Source organism: Aquitalea sp. (genome assembly GCF_030150775.1).
Classification (GTDB): Bacteria; Pseudomonadota; Gammaproteobacteria; order Burkholderiales; family Chromobacteriaceae; genus Aquitalea; species Aquitalea denitrificans.
In genome coordinates, this window is sequence record NZ_JASLFG010000034.1 from 37102 (window position 1) to 59679 (window position 22578).

Here is a 22578-nt window from a genome sequence, read left to right on the forward strand (position 1 = left end):
ACAGTTTTCGGAGACCCCGACTCATGGACTACCAGGCGTTTTTGCGTCAGTTGGAATCCAGTACGCTGCCTGCATCCGAGTTTACCCACCAGGCACATTTGTACGCTGCCTGGGCCTATCGCCGGCAATACCCGGCGGCAGAGGCTGCGGCACGCTGTGCGCGGGCATTGTCCCGTTATGCCATGGCACAAGGGGCGGCCGAGAAATACCACCACACCGTCACCATGTCGCTCTTGTCCATTTTGTACCACCGTGCCCAGCAAACGCCGGGGCTGGTAGAGGATTGGCCAGCCTTCCTGGTGCAGTGTGACGATGTCCTGCAGGACGCCCGCGCCGTTCTGCTCGAATACTATTCGGATGACAGGCTGAACCAGGATGCATCGCGCCGTGCTTTTGTGCCACCGGATCGCATGCCACTGCCCATTGCCTGTCTGTCTCATTAAGAAAGCCAAGCCACTATGTTAAAAGCCCCGGAATTGCTGCTGCCCGCCGGCACGCTGGACAAAATGCGTGCTGCCTACGATTTTGGTGCCGATGCGGTTTACGCCGGCCAGCCGCGCTATTCGCTGCGCGCACGTAACAACGACTTCAAGCTCGAAGAGCTGAAAACCGGCATCGACGAAGCCCATGCCCGGGGCAAGCTGTTTTTCGTGGCCAGCAACCTGCTGCCCCACAACAGCAAGATCAAGACCTATATGGCAGACATGGAGCCGGTGATTGCCATGAAGCCGGACGCGCTGATCATGGCCGACCCCGGCCTGATCATGATGGTGCGCGAGCGCTGGCCGGAGGTGCCGATCCACCTGTCGGTACAGGCCAATACCGTTAACTATATGGGCGTGAAGTTCTGGCAGAAGCTGGGTGTGTCACGCATCATCCTGTCACGCGAGCTGAGCCTGGACGAGATTGCCGAAATCCGCCAGGAATGCCCGGATATCGAGCTGGAAGTGTTTGTACATGGTGCCTTGTGCATTGCCTATTCCGGCCGTTGCCTGCTGTCGGGCTATTTCAATCACCGCGACCCCAACCAGGGCACCTGTACCAATGCCTGCCGCTGGGACTACAAGATGCACGATACCCAGGGTGATGACGCGGGCGATGTGCAAACCATCAAGCTGGACTTCAACAAGGCACTGGAAGAAGCCAACCAGAGTTTTGCCGCCTGTGGTGGCGCCGAACGTCACCCGTTGGCCGACAAGACCTACCTGATCGAAGAGGGCAGCCGTCCGGGTGAACTGATGCCCATCATCGAAGACGAGCATGGTACCTACATCATGAACTCCAAGGACCTGCGTGCGGTGGAGCAGGTGGAGAAGCTGGTGAAGATTGGTGTTGACTCGCTCAAGATCGAAGGGCGCACCAAGAGCCTGTACTACGTGGCGCGTACCGCACAGGTCTACCGTCAGGCCATCAACGACGCCGTGGCCGGACGTCCGTTTGACCTGGGCTTGCTGGCCGAGCTGGATGGCCTGGCCAATCGCGGTTATACCCCGGGCTTTCTTGAGCGTCACCAGACCCAGGATTACCAGAACTACCTGGATGGCCACTCCAAGGCCAAGCAGAGCCAGTATGTGGGTGATGTGCTGGAAGTGGATGCCGATGGCTGGGCGCTGGTCGAGGTGAAAAACCGCTTTGGCGTAGGTGACCGTATTGAGGTTATCCATCCGCGTGGCAACCGCATCGTACAGTTGGCACAGATGACGCGTAACGGCGTGGCCGTGGACGTGGCGGCGGGGAATGGCATGCAAGTGCGCATTCCTGATATGGCCGGTATGGAAAAAGCACTGCTGGCGCGATTGATCTGATCAAATGTAAGCCAGCACAAAGTCCTTGCTAAAACGTGAGCGGATTGCCTGTAGGGGCAATCCGCTTTTCTTTGCCCTGAAGACACGTCGGTAAGTAGTCAGATTTGATCTGTGGCAAATCTGCCTCATTTCACCGAGACAGGAGAAAAAACTTTTTTTGTCTACCGGACAGCAACTGGCTGCGTTGAATCGTTATCCCCTCGTGCATTCCTTGTCTTGCCGCTTCCCGGGCCAAGTGAGCGCGCCTGGATGCTAAACCCTTGAAACGCCAAGCGGGCTGTGGGTTTTGATCATATGTCTAGGGAATTTTGGCTGTATTTCCAGTCTTGCGGCTGATAAATGATCAGATGTGTGAGACGGCAAAGTTGCTGGCGCGTCAAGAGCCTGTCCAGCAGGTTTTTTTTGCGATGCGCAAAAAATTCATGTTGCGGCTGAATGTCTTTGTGGTTAAAAAGCTGTAACACCTCGCCACGAATTGTGGATTTTATTAAACATTACCGAGGTGGTATCTACAACGGAGGAGGCCAGGTCATGCTTGTCATGTCCTGCGCGGAAGAAGGAAGGGAGCGGGCGGATTTCTTTGCTGCCTACTCAACCGGCTTCCACGGGTTTCCTGCGATAACAATAAATGTGAAAGGCTGGCAGCCGTATGTTGCCTTGTCCTTCGTCTCTTGCCTGACTGATGTCACATTCATCTGGATTGGAAATAGCCAGAATGGATAGGATGGGGTTATAAATGTTGTGCACGAATATTGCTTTGCAAATAAGCGTGCCGCTTTTGCCCGGGTTTGGCACTGGCCGGATATGAGGGGGAATCCCCGACCGGTCAATATGAGGTGCAGTTCATCAGGTCCCTGACGTCCCCAGACAAAGGGAGTTTATGGTCTTGCAATACATTAGGAAGCCTGTAATGAAGAAGAAACTTGTCAAGAAAGTGCTGTGTTCGCTGCTTCTGCTGTTGCCAAGTGCTGGCGTTCTGGCAGAAGACAAGATACTGAATGTCTACAACTGGTCCGACTACATTGCCAAGAGCACCATTCCTGGCTTTGAAAAGCAGACCGGCGTGAAGGTCAAGTACGACGTTTACGACAGCGATGACACTCTGCAAGCCAAGATGCTGACCGGCCGAGCCGGCTACGACATCGTGGTTCCAACTTCCAACTTCATGGCCAAGCAGATCGAAGCTGGCATCTACCAGAAGCTGGACAAATCCAAGATCCCTAACCTGGCCAATCTGGACAAGGCGTTGATGGCCAAGATTCAGGATGCCGACCCGGGTAATGCCCACGGTGTACCGTGGGCTTATGGTACTGATGGCCTAGGTTACAACTTTACCAAGGTCAAGGCCATTCTGGGTGCCGGTGCACCGCTGGATAGCTGGGACATCCTGTTTGACCCGAAATACGTCTCCAAGCTGAAGGGCTGCGGGGTGTCGGTGCTGGACCAGGCCAATGACGTGTTCGCCGTAACGTTGCACCATCTGGGCAAGGATCCCAACAGCAAGAATCCTGCCGACTATCAGGCTGCCTTTGAACTGCTGAAGAAGATTCGCCCCTACATCACCCAGTTCAACTCTTCCGGCTACATCAATGACCTGGCCAACGGCGATATCTGCCTGGCGCTGGGCTGGTCCGGCGACGTCAACATTGCCAAGCATCGCGCTGCCGAAGCCAAACGTACCTACCAGCTGGGTTATGTGATTCCGAAATCCGGTGCGCCGATCTGGTTTGACGTGATGGTGATTCCGAAAGATGCCGGTCACGCTGATGCTGCTCACAAGTGGATCAACTACATCGAGAATCCGGAAGTCAATGCTGCGATTACCGACGAGGTGTTCTACCCGACTGCCAATGCGGCCGCTCGCAAGTACGTGAAGCCGGAAATCGCTAACGATCCTTCCATCTATCCGCCGGAATCGGTCATGAAGACCCTGTTCCTGCTCAAGCCGCTGCCGGCTGACATCATGCGTCTGCAGAACCGTCTGTGGACCCAGTTGAAGACTGGCCGCTAAACCGAGTCCTGGCCTGGTGGAGTATTGCTCCGCCAGGTCCCGACAGCACGGCCCGCCTTGCTCAGGTAACGGCAGGGCTGATGCAACGGCCGCTTGTTGCGGTATACCAGCCGTGGCGAACGGTTAGAAAAAAGTATGTGGAGTGAGGGTTGCAAACCGGTCCGACAGGGTCGGCTTGCAGTGAAACGTAAGTCATCACATCAGGGCGAGTCGTGACAGGGCCTTGATATGATGGCTGTAAAGATGGGCTTGGCAAGCCGGTCCCACCGGCCAAGTGGTGCTAAATCATGAAAAGTCTCAAATTCAGTCGATGGTTACCGTCCGGCAGGACAACCGTCATCGGTGTACCGTTTTTGTTCCTGTTTGTATTTTTCCTCCTACCTTTCCTGTTGGTAGTGGGTATCAGCTTCTCGCAGCAGCAACTGGGCATTCCGCCCTATACGCCGCTGACCAAGATGGAAGACGATGTCTTCACCCTGGTACTCAATATCGGCCACTACAAGTTCATGCTGGGTGACGACCTTTATTTCGCCACCTATATCAGTTCGGTGAAGATGGCGTTTGTCTCCACCTTACTGTGCCTGCTGATCGGCTATCCCATGGCCTATTACATCGCCCGTGCGTCCGAATCTGCCCGTGACACGCTGATGATGATGGTGATGCTGCCGTTCTGGACTTCCTATCTGATTCGTGTGTATGCCTGGATCGGCATCCTGAAGAACGACGGTTTCCTCAACCAGTTCCTGATGTGGCTGGGCGTCATCGACACGCCGCTGCGCCTGTATCACACCAACTGGGGCGTGTATATCGGCATGGTGTTTTCCTATCTGCCCTTCATGATCATGCCGCTGTATTCGCATCTGGTGAAAATGGACCTGCGTCTGCTGGAGGCTGCCTACGACCTGGGTGCCCGTCCGTGGAAGGCGTTTTTGCAGGTTACCCTGCCGCTGTCCAAGAACGGCATCATTGCCGGCAGTCTGCTGGTGTTCATTCCGGCGGTGGGCGAGTACGTGATTCCGGAACTGCTGGGTGGTTCGGATACGCTGATGATTGGTCGCGTGATGTGGGATGAGTTCTTCAACAATATGGACTGGCCGATGGCGGCTACCGTGACTTGCGCGATGGTACTGCTGCTGCTGGTGCCGATGGCCATGTTCCAGCATTACCAGGCAAAAGCGATGGAGGAAGTGAAATGAGCACCATGAAACCCAGCAAACCGCTGTCTTATGCGGTACTTGGCTTCGGCTACTCTTTCCTGTACCTGCCCATCCTGTTGCTTATCGTCTACTCGTTCAACGAGTCCAAGCTGGTGACGGTATGGTCCGGTTTTTCCACCAAGTGGTACTGGGCGCTGCTGGAGGATGACGAGCTGATCACGGCGGCCTTGCTCAGTATCAAGATTGCGCTGATGACGGCCACGGCATCTGTGGTGGTGGGGACCTGGGCCGGTTTCGTTCTGGCGCGCCTGAACCGCTTCCGCCTGTTTCCGCTGTTTGCCGGCATGGTTAACGCACCGCTGGTAATTCCCGAGGTGATTCAGGGTATTTCGCTGCTGCTGCTGTTTGTGGCCATGGAGCAGACCCTGGGCTGGCCGGAAGGTCGCGGTGTATTCACCATCTGGATTGGTCACGTGATGTTGTGCGTGTCTTATGTGGCAATCATCGTGCAATCGCGGGTGCGTGAACTCAACCGCTCGCTGGAAGAAGCCGCCATGGATCTGGGTGCGCGTCCGCTGAAGGTGTTCTTTGTGATCACCCTGCCGCTGATTTCCCAGGCACTGGTATCCGGCTGGCTGCTGTCCTTCACCCTGTCGCTGGACGACCTGGTGCTGACCGCCTTCCTGTCCGGCCCGGGTTCCACCACGCTGCCCATGGTGGTGTTCTCCCGCGTGCGTCTGGGGCTGAATCCGGAAATGAATGCCCTGGCCACGTTGTTCATCGTGGTGGTGTCGGTAGGTGTGGTCGCCGGCAACCTCTACATGCGTTCGGTGCAGCGCAAGCGCGATCGCGAGATGCAACTGGCTTTCAATCAGGCCTGAACTGGCGGGGAAGTCGTGTAATGACCGCGGGGTAGCAGGTGGGATGTCAGATTCCGGTTGCTGCCCCGTTCTTTATCCAAAGCGTAGGAGAAGTGCTGTTCATGCTGTAGTACAAGGGAGAAATGAAATGAAGAAATTGTTGATCAGCGCACTGATCGCAGGTCTTCCCGGTGTGGCCATGGCTGATGCCAAGGGAGACGAAATCGCCAAGCTCAAGGCCCAGTTAGAGGCCCTGCAGGCGCAAATGCAGCAACTGCAGCAGGCGGTGAATGCCGCCACGGCAGCCAAGGCACCGGAAGCGGATGACAACACCGAGCTGAAGCAGCGTGTGGCCGGCATGGAAATGAAGGTGGACAAGCTGACTACCGACGCCAGCGAAGGCCCGATTGCCGGTTTGAGCATTACCGGCTACATGGACCCGACCTATCTGGCCAGCCGGGTGGGCAAGAGCTCCGGCTTCCAGTTTGTCAATCACAGTAACCAGTACGCCTACACCAACAGTACCTTTGGTGATGTCTACCTGGACATCAAGAAAACCTTTGGTGTCGGCCCGATGGCCCCCAGTGCTGAAGTCAGCATCATGCCCAACCGTGGTTCCGGCAACAATTTGCTGACCAGCGGCGGCAACAGCAGTGTCGGCAACAATATCATCAACACTGCCATCATCAACTTCCCGCTGTCTGATACCACCCAGCTGGTAGGCGGCCTGATGAACAGCTTTGGTGGTTACGAAGTGCAGCAGTCCAACCAGATGAACACCATCACCCATGGCCTGCTGTATGACTTCAGCGATCCGGGCAGCTATGTTGGTGCCGGTTTCAACTGGTCGCACGGCTCATGGGCAACCAAGTTCATGATTGCCAACGAGCAGTTCCACACCAACCCCAATAGCGCGTCCGATGCCAACAGTCACACCCACAGCAACAGCACCCCGACGGTGACTGGCCGTGTCGACTACACCATGACCAGCAATCTGGACATCGGTGGCTCGATGAACGTGGGTCGCCAGAGTCTGTATGCCCATACCAATAGCACCACGGGTAATGCTGACGGCACCTATGGCTATCAGGGGACCTCCAGCAGTGCCTACAGCGGCTACTATTTTGGCGAACTGGACATGACGCTGACCGGTACTGACAGCGTCTATAACGCCGAAATCGACTATGGCCGCCAGAAACAGGCTGCCTGGAACGGTGGCGATGCCGTGTGGTGGGGCTTCTCCATGCTGGCGCACCAGAAGTGGAATTCCGACTGGTTCGGCCGCATGGGTGCCACCTTGCGCTATGACTACCTGAACGACAGCAAGAACGGCGGCGGTGGCGGCGGTATTGCCCTTTCGTCGGGAACGACGAACGGGGGCACTAACTACGGCGGTGTTGATGGCACCAATGGCTTTGGCATTTCGCAGGCCTGCTTCAACAGCAGCACAGCCAACGGCACCGACTGCTCTGGCGCTACCCGTCAGGCTCTGACAGCTGCACTGCTGTTCTACCCGACCGACCAACTGACCCTGAAGATGGAGATCCGTCATGACTGGGCCAATCGCGACGTGTTCTTGCGTAGCGATGGCAACTATCGCAAGAGCAACGACATTTTTGCGGCCCAGGCGGTATACAGCTTCTGATCGGCAACCTGCATCTTGCCCGCAATGGCCTCCTTTGGAGGCCATTTTTCATGCAGCCCCTTGCCAAATGAGCAGGTCGGCTGCATTTCTCCCACATTGCATTTGCGGAATATCCCATGCCTAGACGCCCAGACTGGATGGCCTCCATGTTCAGCCGGCTGCCTTATCAGGCCAGTCCGGCCAACCGCCATCATGGCGCAAGCGGCTATCGCAATCTTTACCCCTTTACCTTGCCATCGCTAGGCAGCCTGCTGTACTGGAAGCTGTCCGCCCTGTGGCGGCAAAGCCCGGACCACAGGCCGGAGATGATTCCGGTTTGCAGCGGCGACGCCCCTGCGCTACGGGCCAACCAGCAGCGGGCCAGCGTTACCTGGCTGGGGCATGCCAGCAGCTTCATCCAGCTGGCTGGGCTGAATATCCTGATTGATCCAGTGCTGTCGCCACGGGTGTCGCCATTCCGCCATCTGGGGCCAAAGCGGCAGGTGGCCTTGCCGCTGGATCTGCCTGATCTGCCGCGTATTGATCTGGTACTGCTGACCCATTTGCATTACGACCATCTGGATTTTCCCACCTTGCAACGGCTGGCTGCGCAGGAGGGCGAGGCACCGGATGTGATTGTGCCGCTGGGCATGTCGCGGGCAGTCAGGGCGGCAGGGATTCCCGCCGCAAAAATCACGGAACTGGATTGGTGGCAGGCGTGTGGGCATGGGTCAGTGCAGATATTGCTGACACCGGCCCATCACTGGAGCAACCGTGGCCCTTGGGGTGACATGAATCAGGCGCTATGGGGTGGCTTTCTGCTGGAGGGGGCGGGCTTGAAGGTGTGGTTTCCGGGTGATACCGGCTACCGTGCCGAACTGTTTCATGAAATCGGCCTGCATATCGGCCCGGTGGATTTTGCGCTGCTGCCCATCGGCGCTTACGAGCCACGCAAAATCATGCGGGCACAGCATGTAAACCCGGAAGAGGCGGTGCGTATTTTCAAGCATGTGGCGGCGCGCAAGGCCTGGGCAGTGCACTGGGGTACTTTCATCCTGACTGACGAGCCGATCCAGCAACCCATGGCTGAACTGGCCATGGCGCTGCGCGAACAGGATGTCAGCGCCACGGATTTCATGCTGCCTGCCATCGGCGAAACCATCTGGCTGTCACACTAGGAGCGCGCACTTGATCCTGATGGCGTCGGATTGCCCTGGATTGGCGCAGTTTGCGCTATTTTGCTGCAATGCAAACATTGCTCGTCAAGGCCGGGGGGCATACAATCGACACTGTTAATTTTTTCGAAAACGAAGGTTTTTTTTCGTTTTCACGGCAATATGGGGCGAGGCATGACAATTCTGCAGTTGATCAATGAACGGGTACAGGCAGCGCTGGCTGCTGCCGGTGCGCCGGATGCGCCGGCTGTGATCCAGCCGGCTTCCAAGCCGGAATTCGGTGACTATCAAGCCAATGGCGTCATGGGTGCAGCCAAGGCACTCAAGACCAATCCGCGCGAGCTGGCGCAGAAGGTTGTCGCCGCGCTCGACCTGCAAGGCATTGCCGACAAGGTGGAAATCGCCGGTCCGGGTTTCATCAATATTCATCTTGCCCCTGAATATCTGGCCCGCCGCAGCGAAGCTGCCTTGAAGGACGACAAGCTAGGCATCAGCCCGGTGGTGGCACAACGGGTGATGGTGGAGTACTCCTCACCCAATCTGGCCAAGGAAATGCACGTAGGCCACCTGCGCTCGTCCATCATTGGTGATGCGCTGGCGCGGGTAATGGAGTTTCTGGGGCACGATGTCGTGCGCGCCAACCATGTGGGCGACTGGGGAACCCAGTTCGGCATGCTGACCGCCTATCTGGTGGAAATCCGTCAGGCTGGTGACAATGCGCTGGAATTGTCCGATCTGGAAACCTTCTACCGCAACGCCAAGGTGCGCTTTGACGAAAGCGAAGAATTTGCCGACCGCGCCCGTGACTATGTAGTGCGTCTGCAGGGCGGTGACGAAGAAGTGCTCAAGCTGTGGGCGCAGTTTGTTGACATCTCGCTTAAGCATTGCGAAGCGGTGTATCAAAAGCTCAATGTCGGCCTCAAGCGCGAGCATGTGCGTGGCGAGTCAGCCTATAACGACGACCTGCCGGTGATCGTGGACGAACTGCGCGCGGCTGGCCTGCTTAGCGAGAGCGAAGGCGCGGAAGTGGTGTTCCTGGAGGAATTCCGCACCCAGGACGACGAGCCGATGGGTGTGATCATCCGCAAGAAGGATGGTGGCTTCCTGTACACCACTACCGATCTGGGTGCGGTGCGCTACCGTCACAAGGTGCTGAATCTGGACCGCGTGATTTACGTGGTGGATGCGCGTCAGAGCCAGCATTTTGCCCAGATGTTCAGCATCTGCCGCAAGGCCGGTTTTGCACCGGCAAGCATGCAGCTGGAGCACATCGGCTTTGGCGTGATGATGGGTGATGACGGCAAGCCGTTCAAGACTCGTTCCGGTGGCACCGTCAAGCTGATCGAGCTGCTGGACGAGGCGGAAGAGCGTGCCTACGCGCTGGTGTCGGAAAAGAACCCGGACCTGTCCGAGGCCGAAAAGCGCGAAATCGCCGCCACGGTGGGCATTGGTGCGGTGAAGTATGCCGATCTGTCCAAGAACCGCATGAGCGATTACATCTTCAATTGGGACACCATGCTGGCCTTTGAAGGCAATACCGCGCCTTATCTGCAGTACGCCTACACCCGCGTGCAGAGCGTGTTCCGCAAGGCCGGAAACGTGGATGCCAATGCGCCCATCGTGATTACCGAACCGGCGGAAAAGCAGCTGGCTGCGGCATTGTCCCAGTTTGAAGACACGTTGCTGTCGGTGGCTGATGGCTGCTACCCGCACTATCTGTCTACTTACCTGTATCAGATCGCCACGCTGTTCTCGCGCTTTTACGAAGCCTGCCCGATCCTGAAGAGTGAAGGCGAAGTACGTGCCAGCCGTCTGCAACTGGCAGCGCTCACTGCCAAGACCTTGCGTACCGGGCTGGATCTGCTGGGTATCAAGGTGCTGGAAACCATGTAAGCACCGCAGTCCGCGCAAGAACAAAAACGCCCTGGATTCCAGGGCGTTTTTTTGTGGCAGCCAAACGGGTTTCTATCAGATGGGCTTGGTAGCCTGCAGCAGCCAGTCACGGGCCGTGCCATCAACCAATGGCTGCAGGCGGCGTCGTACTTCGGCGTGATAGTGATTCAGCCAGTCCACTTCCTGCCGCGACAGCAGGGCGTGTTCGATGCAGCGGGTGTCGATCGGACACAGCGTGAGGGTTTCAAAGCGCAGGAAGTCGCCAAAACCGTTTTTCTGCGCCGCCACATTCAACACCAGGTTTTCGATGCGCACCCCCCACTGGCCGGGGCGATAGATGCCTGGTTCCACCGAGGTGATCATGCCTTCCTGCATCGCCATGCTGGCATCCGGCAGGCTGCGCGAGATGGTTTGCGGGCCTTCATGCACATTGAGGAAATAACCTACGCCATGGCCGGTGCCATGGCCGAAGTCGATATCGTGCTGCCACATCGGCGCGCGTGCCAGTGCATCCAGCATGGGAGATAGCGTGTCGCGCGGAAAATGGGCCATGGACAGATTGAGCGTACCCTTGAGCACCAGGGTAAAGTCACGCTTCTGTTCTGCGCTGGGGCTGCCCACTGCCACCACGCGGGTGATGTCAGTGGTGCCGCCGTGGTACTGGCCACCGGAGTCGATCAGCAACAGGCCGTTGCCGGCAATGCTGGCATGGGCCTCCGCCGTGGCACGGTAATGCGGCAGGGCGCCGTTGGCATTGAAACCGGCAATGGTGGCAAAGCTGGGCGAGACAAAACCGGGGCGGCGGGCGCGGGCGGCGGTGATCTGCTCATCGATGGTCAGTTCGGTGATGGCCTCACGGTTGACCACCTGTTCGAACCAGGCAAAGAACTCACACAGTGCAGCACCATCCTGCTCCATGGTTTTGCGGATCTGCACGGCTTCAGCCGCGGTCTTGCGTGCCTTCAGCAAGGTGCTGGGGTTGATGGCCTGCTGCCGTGGCATGGTGGCCGGAATGGCCTGATACAGTCCCAGCGTGATGCGGCGCGGGTCCAGCAGCATGGTGTTGCTGACGGGCAGGGCGGCAAGCGTTGCCTTGGCATGGTGGTAGTCGACCAGTTGCACGCCGTCGGCACTCAGTTCTGTCTGCAGCGCGGTGTCCAGTTTGTTGCTGTCCACAAACAGCGTGGCACTGTCCGGGCTCAGCAGCAGATGGCTGATGAACACCGGGTTGTAGTTCACATCTGCGCCACGCAGATTGAGCAGCCAGGCGATGTCGTCCAGCGTGGAAATGAAATGGTAATCGGCACCGGCTTGCTGCATGGCTTGCCGCACCGCAGCCAGTTTGTCCCGGCGGCTGGTGCTGGCAAACGGTGCCGGGTGCGGGTAGATGGCGGCCTGCGGCAGGGCGGGTCTGTCCTGCCAGATGGTTTGCAGTAGATCGATGTCGGTACGCAGCCGTACACCCTTGCTGTCCAGACGGCTTTGCAGTGCCTGGGCAGCGGCAAGGCCGATTACATCGCCATCCACCGCCAGAGTGTGGCCAGGCTGCAGGTGTTCTGCCAGCCAATCCAGATGCTGTGTACTGGCTGCGGTTTGTATTTTCATCAGTGTAATGCCACTGCCAGCGAGCTGCAGTTCTGCCTGCTCCCAATAGCGGCTGTCTGCCCACAGGCCAGCCTGCGCATGCGTGACGATCAGTGTACCCATTGAGCCTTTGAAGCCGGACAACCACTGCCGGGCCTGCCAGTGTGCGGGCAGGTATTCGGACAGATGCGGGTCGGAAGACGGGATCAGACAGGCATCAACATGTTGTTGTTGCATGGCCTGGCGCAGGGCGGTCAGGCGCTGGGGAATGGTGTGCAGGGTGGTCATGCGGTTTCCAGTGCAGAGTGTGCTGATATTCTGGTGCGCGCATGGCTGGCTGACAAGCGAGTTTATACCGGGGTTGGCATGCCTTTTTTGCATGCCAGCGCGCCGGTGTGCAATAAAAAAACAATCTGAAACTATTTCAACATGAGCAGCAGACTTTTGCTGCAAAACAGGAGGACTGGCTGAACACCAGTCCTGATCTGTCCTGGCTGGCGCTCATTGGCCTAGGGCTGGTGTGCGCGGCGGGATCATGCGCTTGCTGCCGGTGGCCTCGAATGCACTGGCAAAGCGCAGCAGCGCGTTGTCGTCATAAGCGCGCCCGGCAAAGGTCAGTCCCACCGGCATGCCGATATCGGCCATCACGCCCATCGGCACGGTCACCGTCGGTACGCCGAGATGGCGGATGGCGAGGTTGCCATTGGCCACCCACACCCCGTTGCTCCAGGCAATGTCGGCAGAAGCCGGGTTGACGTCGGCATCCGCCGGGCCAACGTCGGCCACGGTGGGAAACAGCACCGCGTCCAGCCTGAGATCATCCATCCAGTCTTCCAGGTCCATCTTGCGGATTTTCTCCAGGCCGCGCAGGCCGTCGGGCACGCTGGCAATCTGGTCGAAGGACTTCAGTCCGCGCTTGGCCATGTTGACGTACTCTTCCATGCCGGCTGCCAGATCGCCCTCGCGGTTGGGCAGGGTGCCGGGGTCGTGCGGGAAGATTTGCGGGCCATCCACGTCCGCCAGTTTGTTGAGCTTCGGGTCTCCGTTGGCGCGCAGGAATTCATCGAAGGCCCAGCCGGACAACGCCCATAATTCATCGTGCAGGAAGTCCGGCGGCAAGATGCCGCGATTGGCCACCGTGGGTGCGCCGGGCCGGTCGCCTTCACAGTTGGACACCAGCGGGAAATCCACCTCAATCACTTCTGCACCGGCGGCTTCCAGCGCCTGCCGCGTGGCTTGCCACAAGTCGATTACCGAGGCGCGGGTATGGATGCGCTGGCCGGTGGGGCCGCCGATGCCGGGTGCAGCGCTGGTGCCGGCCAGTTCGTCCTTGTTGATATACATGCGCGGCACGCCAAAGCGTTTGCCTTTGAGCGTTTCGGGCTGGGACAGCAGGGCCGGATAGGCTTCCGGTCGCACGCTGGAGGCTTTGGGAATCGCCACCCAGGGTTGCAGGCGCCACAAGTCACCACGGGTGACCGGGTCGTCGGCCACGATGATGTCCAGCACTTCCAGCAGGTCGGCCATGGTGCGGGCATAGGGCACGACAACATCCATGGTGGGGGTCAGCGGCCAGTTGCCACGTACCGAAATCACCCCGCGCGACGGGGTATAGGCGCACAGGCCGTTATTGGATGCTGGGCCGCGACCGCTAGACCAGGTTTCCTCCGCCATGCCGAAGGCCGCGAAGCTGGCCGCGGTGGCAGTACCGGCCCCATTGGAGGAGCCGGAGGCAAACGGCGCGGTCAGGTAGTTGGCGTTATAGGGGCTTTCGGCGCGGCCATAACAGCCACGCTGCATGCCGCCATTGGCCATCGGCGGCATATTGGTCTTGCCCAGGCAGATGGCACCGGCGGCGCGCAGGCGGGAAATAGTGAAGGCATCGTGCTGGGACACCAGCTCCTTGAAGGCCGGGCTGCCGGAAGCGGCGGTCAGCCCCTTCACCAGATAGCTGTCCTTGGCAGTGTAGGGAATGCCGTCCAGCGGGCCCAGCGTTTCGCCACGGGCGCGGCGCGCATCGGAGGCTTCGGCCTCACGCATGGCTTCTGGATTGGGCACCACCACGGCATTGAGCCTGGTCTCGGTAGAGGGGCCGTCGTAGGCCGCTATCCGTGCCAGATAGGCCTGGACCAGTTCTACCGCCGTGGTACGCCCGGATTCGAGCGCGGCACGCAGCTCGGCAATGGATAGCTCGGTAACCTCGATCATGCTTCTACCTCCACTTAAGAAGACGGGTTTCATTCCCATCACGCTGACAGCCTTGCACCAAGCGCAGGCATGGGCGATGACGCAATATGGCGGCTAATCTACAAGAGTCCGGCTCATGCGGGAAAATGATTCATTTTGATACACCCATTCATGCGATGAATACCGGGCCATATGCTGCATGCGGCTAGTCGGTGGATTCGATCAGGCTGCGCATCAAGGTACGCAGCCACAGCAGAGCCGGGTTGCTGTCCTGCACCGGATGCCAGATGCAGTTGAGGTGATAGCCGGGTAACTCCTCCGGCAGCGCCACCATCTTCAGCGGCCAGTAGCCTGCCATCATCGCTGCCACTTTCTTGGGCAGGATGAACAGGTGGTCGGTATGGCTGACAATAGCCGCCGCCGCCATATAGCTCTGGCTATGCACCGAAATCTTGCGCTGCAGGCCGCGCTCGGCCAGAAAGTCATCCATCGGCGAGCCCAGATTGCCCAGCGGCGCATGGAAGACATGTGGCAAGGCAATCAGGTCGGCCAGGGTCAGCCGGTCGCTGCAAAAAGGGTGGCCGGCACGCAAGATGCCGATCAAGGGCTCGTTCAGCCAGGTTTCCCGGCACAGATAGCCGGGAATCTTCATGTATTCGTCAAAACCCAGCAGAAAGTCGATTTCCCCGTCGGCCAGCGCCAGTTCCGGAATCTCCTCGCGCAGGATGGTGATGTCGATATGGACATTGGGCGCTTCCACTGCCAGTTTTTTCACCAGTGGCGGAATCAGCACGCATTCCACGTAATCCGTGGTGCACAGGGTGAAGCGGCGCGTCGAAGTAGCCGGGTCAAACGCTTCGGGCTGGCTGAAGTGGCTTTGCAACAGACTGAGCGCCTGATGCACACCCTGTTGCAGGTAGAGCGCCTTTTGCGTGGGCTGCATGCCGTGTGGCGAGCGCACCAGCAGCGGGTCGTTGAAGAATGCCCGCAAGCGGTTGAGCGAGTGACTCATCGCCGGCTGGCTGACAAACAGTTTCTCCGCCGCCCGAGTGACGCTGCGCAGGCTGACCAACGCATCCAGCGCCAGCAGCAGGTTCAGGTCCAGCTGATGCAATTTCACATCATTCACCGTATTTATGAAAGTATTCGTATTGTTCATTTGCTGAATAGTTTGCCTCTCCCTAGACTGCGTCTGTCAATCATTTCCTCGTGCATGGCAGACAAAACCGGCTGACTTGTCGCACCGCCGGACAGCGCTGCAGCTGCACGATGTCCTGAATACTTCCGATGGCATCAATCAATGCATGGTGATCTCAATGAACAGCACAACGCACACTAGCCTGCCTGCCGCCGACGGCTTTCACATGCCGGCCGAATGGGCCCCGCAACAAGCGGTATGGATGATCTGGCCGCAGCGCCCGGATAACTGGCGCCATGCTGGACGCGAAGCGCAACAAACCTTTGCTGCCATCGCCAGGGCCATTGCCGCAGCCACCCCGGTGTTCATGGCGGTGCCGCAGGAATGCATGGCCGCAGCCCGTGCCGTGATGCCCGCCGAAGTGACATTGGTGGAAATGAACAGCGATGACTGCTGGATGCGCGATAGCGGCCCGACCGTGGTCGTCAACCAGGCAGGCCAGGTGCGTGGCGTGGACTGGCAGTTCAATGCCTGGGGCGGTTTCAACGGTGGCCTGTATCACCCGTGGGACCAGGACAGTGCAGTGGCCAGCCAGGTATTGGCCCACCATGGCTTCGACCGCTATGCCGCGCCGCTGGTGCTGGAAGGCGGCTCGATCCATGTCGATGGCGAAGGTACGCTGATGACCACCGCCGAGTGCCTGCTCAACCCCAACCGCAATCCGCATTTGTCCAAACAGCAGATTGAAGCCTTGCTGTCCGAATACCTGAACGTCAGCCATTTCATCTGGCTGCCCGAAGGCGTGTTCATGGATGAAACCGACGGCCATATCGACAATATGTGCTGTTTTGCCCGCCCGGGTGAGGTGATCCTGCACTGGGTGGACGATGAAAACGACCCGCAATACCCGCGTTCGCAGGCCGCCTATGCAGTGCTGTCGCAAGCGCGCGATGCCAAGGGCCGCCAGTTGAAGATCCACAAGATGCTGTCGCCGGGCCCCTTGTACTACACCGCAGAAGAAACCGCCGGCGTGGTAGCCAGCGGTCAGGCCGTCCCGCGTGAAGTGGGCGAGCGCATGGCGGCTTCCTATGTGAATTTCCTGATCAGCAACGGCCAGATCATCTTCCCGCTGCTGGACGAGCGCACTGATGCCGCGGCCGCCAGCCGCCTGCAGGAAATCTTCCCGGAATACCGTATTGTCGGCGTACCGGCGCGTGAAGTGCTGCTTGGTGGCGGCAACATTCACTGCATTACCCAGCAGATTCCGGCTGGCAAAGCCAGCTAAGGCACTATTCCAAACGGCGGGTGTATTCCCGCCGTTTCTGTTTGCCATGCACATAAAAACCCACCACGCGCTTATTGATTTCCAGTCAGTAGCATGCAGGCTGCTGCAGCGGCCCAGCCAATCCCGGTCGTGTCTTCATTATTGCAGTCTTCCTCTGGCGCTTGTTTTTGTTTCACGGGATTGACCTATTTCAAGTCCGCCGGCCAGTAAAACAAATAGCATCTTGTCATGATTGGAAAATTGATGACAAACGTACGCAAAGGTTGCGGCGTTTGTTGCCTTGTTATTTTCCCAAATCAGCCCCTTATCGGAACAAGGTAGCAGCTTATGTTTTCCACAATCAGGAACCGTCTTGTCTTGTTGATACTGGTACCGCTTCTGGTGCTCAGCAGTTTTTCACTTATGCTGCTGTGGCAGAACTACAGCCAATATCAAAAAGCCCTGCATACCCGGAAGTTAATGGAGGTAGCCATTGCAACCGGCAATCTGATCCATTCCATTCAAATCGAAAGAGGGGCATCTGCTGGCTTCCTGCAATCGCATGGCAAGAACTTTGCTGAAAAAATGCCTGGCATTCGACAAACCACTGAAACCAGGTTGCAGGCTTACCAGTATGTGATAGCCAGTAATCATGAGTTGGCGGACAACGTGAACATCCGGAATGCCAATGCTGTGCTACAGCATCTGAGCGGGATGCGTGAGCAAATATCACGACAAAGCACCTTGCCTGCACAAAGCTCGGCTTATTTCACCCAGACCATTGCGACGCTCTTGAAGGGCATTTCGACTATCGGCCAGAGTAATGACCAAGCAGATATCGTGCGTCGTCTACAGGCGTATCTGGACCTGATCCAGGCCAAGGAAAATGCTGGACTCGAACGTGCGCTGTCGCTACCGGTATTCATTGCGGACAAGGTGGAGTGGCCGCAATACCGTGTGATCCTGGCAAAGATCGATAGTCAGGCAGAGTTGCTGCATCAGTTTGAAAGTGTTGCCCAGCCGGAAGAGGTGGCAGGGCTGAAGCGCGTGCTGGCAAGTGCGGAGTCCATGCGTGTGGAGCAGTTCCGCAGCGTGATGGAAAGCCGGCTTGCTCAGGGTGGGTTCAATGTGGCAGCTGATCAATGGTTTGACGCGATCACCAGCAAGATTAACGCGCTTTATGGTGTCGAACAGCAATTGACGGCCAGTATCGATGCGCAGACCCAGGCACAGGAAGACCAGGCATTGCGCAATCTGTGGATGGTGATTGTCATTGGTTTCACCACGGTACTGTTTAGCGCGGGAGTTGGCCTGTGGGTTGGGCGCAGCATTGGCCGCCCCTTGTTGCGCGTTGCCCGCTCCGTGGAGGAAACCGTAGAAACACGGGATCTGTCTTGCACCGTCAAGGCCGATGGCGTACTGGAAGCGCGGCAAATCGGCAGTGCCTTCAACAAGCTGCTGGAGGCTTTCTCACTGTTGATTCTGGATGTCCAGGGCTGTGGCCGGGACATGGGGTCGGTTGCGGAGCAACTGTCTTCCAGTAGCAATCAGGTCAAGCAGAGTGCTTCTGTGCAGTCGGAGGCAACAGCCTCGGTAGCTGCCGCAGTAGAGGAATCTGCTGTCAGCATGACAGAAATGGCCAGCAGCACCCGCTCGGTGATGGAGCAAGTGCAAACATCGCGGACCGAAACGGGCCAGGCGCTGACGGCCATGAAAGATACCGTGCAAAAGGTGAGTGAAATCGCCCGTCAGATTGAGGCCTCGGGTAAGGATATCCAACTGCTGAGCGCTAGCTCCCAACAGATAGGCGGGATTGTCGATGTCATCAGGGACATTGCCGATCAGACCAATCTGTTGGCGCTCAATGCCGCCATTGAAGCAGCACGTGCCGGAGAGATGGGGCGGGGTTTTGCCGTGGTCGCTGACGAGGTGCGCAATCTGGCTGCCCGCACCGGGACCGCCACTGAGGAAATCGCCGGACTAATCCGGGATGTGCAGAAACGAATCGATGCTTCGGTTGCCGGCATGGCTCAGGCGGATAAATTGTCACGACAGAGTCTGAGTTCGGTCAACTTCAGTGAACAAGGTTTGCAACTAGTCGATGAGGGTGCACGGCAGGTATTGCAGCGCATGCAGGGCATTGCCACCGCCATTGAGGAACAGGACCAGGCCATGCAGGTGATTAGCCAGAATATCGAACAGATCGCACAAATGACTGAAGAAAACAGCATCGTTGCCGTACACAACAACACGCAGGCGGAGAAACTTGACCAGTTGGCCGGGCACTTGTCCACTACCATCAGTCAATATCGTATCGCCATGGCCTGACGGCACTTGTTTTCAGCATGGGTCACGACAAAAGCCTGATTGATTTCGGGCTTTTGTCTTCTGGGCGTTGTCCGACCAGCTCATGATCGACCGCCTGGCTGGTGGCAGATTGGCCGAAGCTGACTTTCACGAGTATCTGAAATCCCTATCCCCTTGTTTTGCAACACCAACGTTGTGCCATCCCGTACAGTGCAGGCGCAGTTTTCTACTGCGGCTGTGGGGCCATTCAGGCAATGTGTATGAGCTTTACGACTTCAGTCAATTTTATATGAATTGAGATTAAATTGAGGGTGTTGCTATTCCCTGGTAAATACAGCATGCCGTAATTCTTTCTGTGTTCGTTTTCTGGAAGGCAAAAATGTATTGACCCGGATTGCTTTGTAGCGTAAAAAAGAAAAAGCAGGATTTTCAAGCGCCATACCTATCGATACCTCGTTGCCCTACAAGTGGGTCTTCCTTGTTTCTTTATTTATTCCTTGACTATCATGTTTTTCTGGAATTCAAACTGACACAAGGAGTACATTATGGAAACGGGTACCGTTAAATTTTTCAATGATGCAAAAGGTTTTGGCTTCATTACACCGGACAACGGCAGTGACGATCTTTTTGCTCATTTTTCCGAAATCCGTGCTGATGGTTTCAAGTCATTGCACGAAGGTCAGAAAGTCAGCTTTACCAGAGCAATGGGCCAGAAAGGCCCGGCAGCAACAGGCATTCAGCCACTTTAAGCCTTGCTGAAATGAAAAAGCCCCAAATGGGGCTTTTCATATTTGGACTACCTGAAAAATCCTGTCATAAGACAGGATTTTTTAATATCAAGAAGCGGTGATGTATGCATCACCCTGGTAACTTGCAGTCTCTATGCCAAACACGGAGCTGAAAGTAACCATAAACCGGCGGCCAATTTTCTTAATGGATACGACTTCAAGTGCAATAGTGAAATTGTCTACTTGCTGGGTGATGTAATCACCTTGTTTTAATTCATTTATTTTCAATTAATTTCCTTGTGACCATATTTTCATGCTTGGTCTTTAGCGTCTTGGCCTTCTTTGAGGCTGATGTGCTGGCTTGGCAGTCGGGTGGCGGAAATTGATACGTCCTTTGGTTAGGTCGTAGGGTGACATTTCAACAGTGACCCGGTCGCCTTGCAGTACGCGGATGCGGTGTATCTTCATCTTGCCTGAACCGTACGCGAGAATTTCCACATTATTATCGAGCCGGACACGGTAACGTGATTCCGGCAGCATCTCGATGACAACGCCTTCGAGCTCAATCATGTCTTCTTTGGACATGGTGTTTCCAATCTGAAAAAGTAAGCTGTCACACCGGTAAAAATACGGTGTGGCATGAGGATTGGCTTCGTGGACCTGGGCGGAAATTGCTGTAGCGAAACGGCAGCAGTTAAGGCAAGGCAGGTGATAAGAACATCACCTTTGGGAAGAGGTGACAGAACGATAAACTTATCTCATTGATTTGTCAATAATTATTCCCAGCCAGTACCGGCAGGGACATAGGATGGCATGCACTCCCGCGTATTCGGCCTTGCCGCACATGGGCAGGGCTTGCAGGCACTCGGGATGCACGACCTCACAATCTGCAGTTGCACGAGCGGCGGATCGATGCTTCTGCTGGTGTAGGAATCAAAGCATAAGGTCAAGCTTATAAACACAAGACTGTTTGGTGGACCTGACTATATGCAACACATTGTATCGTCACGCACAATCCTGGCTGGTGTGTTGCTGGCCTTAGCGCTTGTCCTGCCTTTGCTGCTTGGCCGACTTGGCGGTTGCGCCGCTGGTCAGATATCCAGAGGTAGCCGTGAATTGAACTTTATTTCCTTCAGTGCCAGGTTCGAATGGATTGAGCTGATTCCGGGGATGGCCCGCAGCGCTTCGATAAAATTGCTGTAATCGTCCAGATCATGAGCCAGTACTACCAGCAGGTAGTCCGCTTCGCCGGTGATTTTGTGACAGGACAGCACCTGTACATGGTCCTGAATGAGTGCTTCGAACCGGTTGGGCTGTTTGTCACCAACATTGCCAAAGCTCAGGCTGACAAAAGCCATGACGTCTAGTCCCAACTTGCGCCGGTCCAGATTAGCCTGATAGCCCAGGATATAGCCTTCTTCTTCCAATCGCTTAAGTCGTCGCCAGCAGGGCGTTACGCTCAGTGACAGCTGCTCAGCCAGCTTTGGAGTGGACATCGCGCCATCGCTCTGCAGATGTTTCAGGATGGTTAGATCTACAGCATCTAATGCTGCTATTGGTCTGTTCTTCTTCATATTTTGGTAAAAAGTGATTTTTCTTTTCTTATGTTGCCTAATTTTCGACAAGAAAAGCAAAAAAATTACTTACGCCAATCTGCATAATTTGCATCAGGACAACCGCCATGTGATGTCAAGATGCTTACATTCCACAACCCCGATCATCATCTGCACCATGCTTCCGAACTCAAGGATGGCAAGGTGTCTCCCTGTTTTGAACTCCCCCATCGCGCAGACACCATACTCGCCCGCGTACGTCAGACCGGCTTGGGTGGAATTGCCTTGCCTGCCTACTACGTCAACGAACGCTATGCCCGGGTTCATAGTGAGCGGTATGTACATTTCCTGGAAACGGCCTGGCAGGAGTGGACCGCACTGGGTCATCGGCACGATGCCTTGCCTCTGGTCTGGCCGGTACGTGATTTGCGCAGTGATATAGAGCCTGAGCATATCGACGGCAAGCTGGGTTTTTATGCCATGGATGCCGGTGTCGCCATTACTGCGGGGACTTGGCAGGCAGTACGTCGCAGTGCCGATACCGCGCTAAATGGCATGGACCACCTGCTTCAGGGCAATGGCAGTGCATTTGCACTCTGCCGCCCACCCGGCCATCACGCTGCTGCTGAATACATGGGGGGCTACTGTTACCTCAACAACGCCGCGATTGCTGCTCAATCCTGCCTGGATCAGGGCGGGAGGCGGGTGGCCATTCTAGATGTGGATTTCCATCACGGAAACGGTACGCAGAGCATTTTCTACGATCGCCCAGACGTGCTCTTCGTTTCATTGCATGGAGACCCGCGTTGCTCCTATCCCTATTTTTCCGGACACCGTGATGAGACCGGCAAAGGCGCAGGCCAAGGCTTCAATCTCAATTACCCCCTGCCGCACGGTACCGCCTGGGAAAGCTATGCGGTATCACTAAGTCATGCATGCCAGCGCATTCGCGATTACCAGCCTGATGCGCTCGTGATTTCCCTCGGGGTAGATACCTTTGAAAATGACCCGATCAGTCACTTCAGGCTGACGAGCCAGGACTATTTCAAGATGGGGGCGGCTATTGCTTCCATCGGAGCGCCGACGCTGTTTGTGATGGAAGGTGGGTATATGGTCGATGAAATTGGCATCAACGCGGTCAATGTGCTGCAAGGTTTCGAAGGAGAAAAATGAATGAGTGTTCGTACATCCGAACTCACGGCTCCAAGAATCTGGCAAGCCAATTTCAGACGCGCTATTCGATATTGCTGACATTCGCACCCTCCTGAGCCGGAAAGGCATGGAAAACGTAT

18 protein-coding genes are annotated in these 22578 nt (G+C 56.7%); 12 read left to right on the plus strand and 6 right to left on the minus strand.

The features are described 5' to 3' along the window. Window positions 1-23 precede the first annotated feature (23 nt). From QVF59_RS11100 to argS, 8 genes are all read left to right on the plus strand, one after another. Window positions 24-443 (plus strand): hypothetical protein, encoded by a 420-nt coding sequence (locus QVF59_RS11100; RefSeq protein WP_287879811.1) that lies wholly within the window; start codon window positions 24-26, stop codon window positions 441-443. A 15-nt stretch (window positions 444-458) separates the two neighbouring features. Continuing rightward, the gene (trhP, locus tag QVF59_RS11105) at window positions 459-1805 is read left to right on the plus strand and encodes a prephenate-dependent tRNA uridine(34) hydroxylase TrhP (RefSeq protein WP_287879814.1); all 1347 of its coding nucleotides are present in this window, start codon (window positions 459-461) and stop codon (window positions 1803-1805) included. A 910-nt stretch (window positions 1806-2715) separates the two neighbouring features. Then, window positions 2716-3816, plus strand: coding sequence for a polyamine ABC transporter substrate-binding protein (locus QVF59_RS11110; protein WP_287879817.1), 1101 nt, complete (start codon window positions 2716-2718; stop codon window positions 3814-3816). 287 nt (window positions 3817-4103) lie between these two features. After that, complete coding sequence (locus QVF59_RS11115) at window positions 4104-5012, plus strand: ABC transporter permease subunit (protein ID WP_287879818.1); 909 nt, start codon at window positions 4104-4106, stop codon at window positions 5010-5012. Between the two features lie 5 nt (window positions 5013-5017). Further along, on the plus strand, window positions 5018-5854 hold the full coding sequence (locus QVF59_RS11120; RefSeq protein WP_159880833.1) for an ABC transporter permease subunit: 837 nt from the start codon (window positions 5018-5020) through the stop codon (window positions 5852-5854). Window positions 5855-5981: 127 nt separating this feature from the next. After that, on the plus strand, window positions 5982-7478 hold the full coding sequence (locus QVF59_RS11125; RefSeq protein WP_287879821.1) for a DUF3138 family protein: 1497 nt from the start codon (window positions 5982-5984) through the stop codon (window positions 7476-7478). Window positions 7479-7594: 116 nt separating this feature from the next. After that, complete coding sequence (locus tag QVF59_RS11130; protein WP_287879823.1) at window positions 7595-8635, plus strand: MBL fold metallo-hydrolase; 1041 nt, start codon at window positions 7595-7597, stop codon at window positions 8633-8635. A gap of 171 nt (window positions 8636-8806) precedes the next feature. After that, window positions 8807-10525 carry an arginine--tRNA ligase gene (gene argS / locus QVF59_RS11135; protein WP_287879824.1) on the plus strand — a complete coding sequence of 573 codons (1719 nt, stop codon included), beginning with the start codon at window positions 8807-8809 and terminating at the stop codon, window positions 10523-10525. Between the two features lie 75 nt (window positions 10526-10600). Here argS and QVF59_RS11140 read toward each other — a convergent pair whose 3' ends face one another. The 3 genes from QVF59_RS11140 to QVF59_RS11150 form a co-directional block, all read right to left on the minus strand. Next, window positions 10601-12388, minus strand: coding sequence for an aminopeptidase P family protein (locus tag QVF59_RS11140; protein ID WP_287880146.1), 1788 nt, complete (start codon window positions 12386-12388; stop codon window positions 10601-10603). 222 nt (window positions 12389-12610) lie between these two features. Beyond that, entirely contained in the window at window positions 12611-14317 is a 1707-nt protein-coding gene (locus tag QVF59_RS11145; RefSeq protein WP_287879826.1) for an amidase, read from the minus strand. Between the two features lie 184 nt (window positions 14318-14501). After that, entirely contained in the window at window positions 14502-15416 is a 915-nt protein-coding gene (locus tag QVF59_RS11150) for a LysR family transcriptional regulator (RefSeq protein ID WP_287879828.1), read from the minus strand. Window positions 15417-15612: 196 nt separating this feature from the next. On the opposite strand from QVF59_RS11150, the gene aguA reads away from it, so the two are divergent. The 3 genes from aguA to QVF59_RS11165 all read left to right on the plus strand — a co-directional run bounded on the left by aguA (window position 15613) and on the right by QVF59_RS11165 (window position 19754). Beyond that, on the plus strand, window positions 15613-16719 hold the full coding sequence (gene aguA / locus QVF59_RS11155; protein WP_287879831.1) for an agmatine deiminase: 1107 nt from the start codon (window positions 15613-15615) through the stop codon (window positions 16717-16719). A gap of 402 nt (window positions 16720-17121) precedes the next feature. Continuing rightward, complete coding sequence (locus QVF59_RS11160; RefSeq protein WP_287879834.1) at window positions 17122-19026, plus strand: methyl-accepting chemotaxis protein; 1905 nt, start codon at window positions 17122-17124, stop codon at window positions 19024-19026. Between the two features lie 524 nt (window positions 19027-19550). Further along, window positions 19551-19754, plus strand: coding sequence for a cold-shock protein (locus QVF59_RS11165; protein WP_159877873.1), 204 nt, complete (start codon window positions 19551-19553; stop codon window positions 19752-19754). 87 nt (window positions 19755-19841) lie between these two features. Here QVF59_RS11165 and QVF59_RS11170 read toward each other — a convergent pair whose 3' ends face one another. From QVF59_RS11170 to QVF59_RS11180, 3 genes are all read right to left on the minus strand, one after another. After that, window positions 19842-20021 (minus strand): hypothetical protein, encoded by a 180-nt coding sequence (locus QVF59_RS11170; RefSeq protein WP_159877871.1) that lies wholly within the window; start codon window positions 20019-20021, stop codon window positions 19842-19844. A 36-nt stretch (window positions 20022-20057) separates the two neighbouring features. Continuing rightward, on the minus strand, window positions 20058-20318 hold the full coding sequence (gene infA, locus QVF59_RS11175) for a translation initiation factor IF-1 (RefSeq protein ID WP_159877869.1): 261 nt from the start codon (window positions 20316-20318) through the stop codon (window positions 20058-20060). Between the two features lie 506 nt (window positions 20319-20824). Further along, entirely contained in the window at window positions 20825-21307 is a 483-nt protein-coding gene (locus QVF59_RS11180; RefSeq protein WP_159877867.1) for an Lrp/AsnC family transcriptional regulator, read from the minus strand. A 120-nt stretch (window positions 21308-21427) separates the two neighbouring features. Here QVF59_RS11180 and QVF59_RS11185 point away from each other — a divergent pair, with 120 nt between their 5' ends. Then, window positions 21428-22459, plus strand: coding sequence for a histone deacetylase family protein (locus tag QVF59_RS11185; protein WP_287879843.1), 1032 nt, complete (start codon window positions 21428-21430; stop codon window positions 22457-22459). Window positions 22460-22578: the final 119 nt, after the last annotated feature.

Excerpts from the sequence above, each read along its gene's own strand:
- QVF59_RS11100 (WP_287879811.1), top strand. The coding sequence starts at position 24 with ATGGACTACCAGGCGTTTTTGCGTCAGTTGGAATCCAGTACGCTGCCT.
- QVF59_RS11145 (WP_287879826.1), bottom strand. The coding sequence starts at position 14,317 with ATGATCGAGGTTACCGAGCTATCCATTGCCGAGCTGCGTGCCGCGCTC.
- QVF59_RS11120 (WP_159880833.1), top strand. The coding sequence starts at position 5,018 with ATGAAACCCAGCAAACCGCTGTCTTATGCGGTACTTGGCTTCGGCTAC.
- QVF59_RS11115 (WP_287879818.1), top strand. The coding sequence starts at position 4,104 with ATGAAAAGTCTCAAATTCAGTCGATGGTTACCGTCCGGCAGGACAACC.
- argS (WP_287879824.1), top strand. The coding sequence starts at position 8,807 with ATGACAATTCTGCAGTTGATCAATGAACGGGTACAGGCAGCGCTGGCT.
- QVF59_RS11110 (WP_287879817.1), top strand. The coding sequence starts at position 2,716 with ATGAAGAAGAAACTTGTCAAGAAAGTGCTGTGTTCGCTGCTTCTGCTG.
- QVF59_RS11185 (WP_287879843.1), top strand. The coding sequence starts at position 21,428 with ATGCTTACATTCCACAACCCCGATCATCATCTGCACCATGCTTCCGAA.
- trhP (WP_287879814.1), top strand. The coding sequence starts at position 459 with ATGTTAAAAGCCCCGGAATTGCTGCTGCCCGCCGGCACGCTGGACAAA.
- QVF59_RS11130 (WP_287879823.1), top strand. The coding sequence starts at position 7,595 with ATGCCTAGACGCCCAGACTGGATGGCCTCCATGTTCAGCCGGCTGCCT.
- aguA (WP_287879831.1), top strand. The coding sequence starts at position 15,613 with ATGAACAGCACAACGCACACTAGCCTGCCTGCCGCCGACGGCTTTCAC.
- QVF59_RS11160 (WP_287879834.1), top strand. The coding sequence starts at position 17,122 with ATGCTGCTGTGGCAGAACTACAGCCAATATCAAAAAGCCCTGCATACC.
- QVF59_RS11165 (WP_159877873.1), top strand. The coding sequence starts at position 19,551 with ATGGAAACGGGTACCGTTAAATTTTTCAATGATGCAAAAGGTTTTGGC.
- QVF59_RS11180 (WP_159877867.1), bottom strand. The coding sequence starts at position 21,307 with ATGAAGAAGAACAGACCAATAGCAGCATTAGATGCTGTAGATCTAACC.
- QVF59_RS11125 (WP_287879821.1), top strand. The coding sequence starts at position 5,982 with ATGAAGAAATTGTTGATCAGCGCACTGATCGCAGGTCTTCCCGGTGTG.
- infA (WP_159877869.1), bottom strand. The coding sequence starts at position 20,318 with ATGTCCAAAGAAGACATGATTGAGCTCGAAGGCGTTGTCATCGAGATG.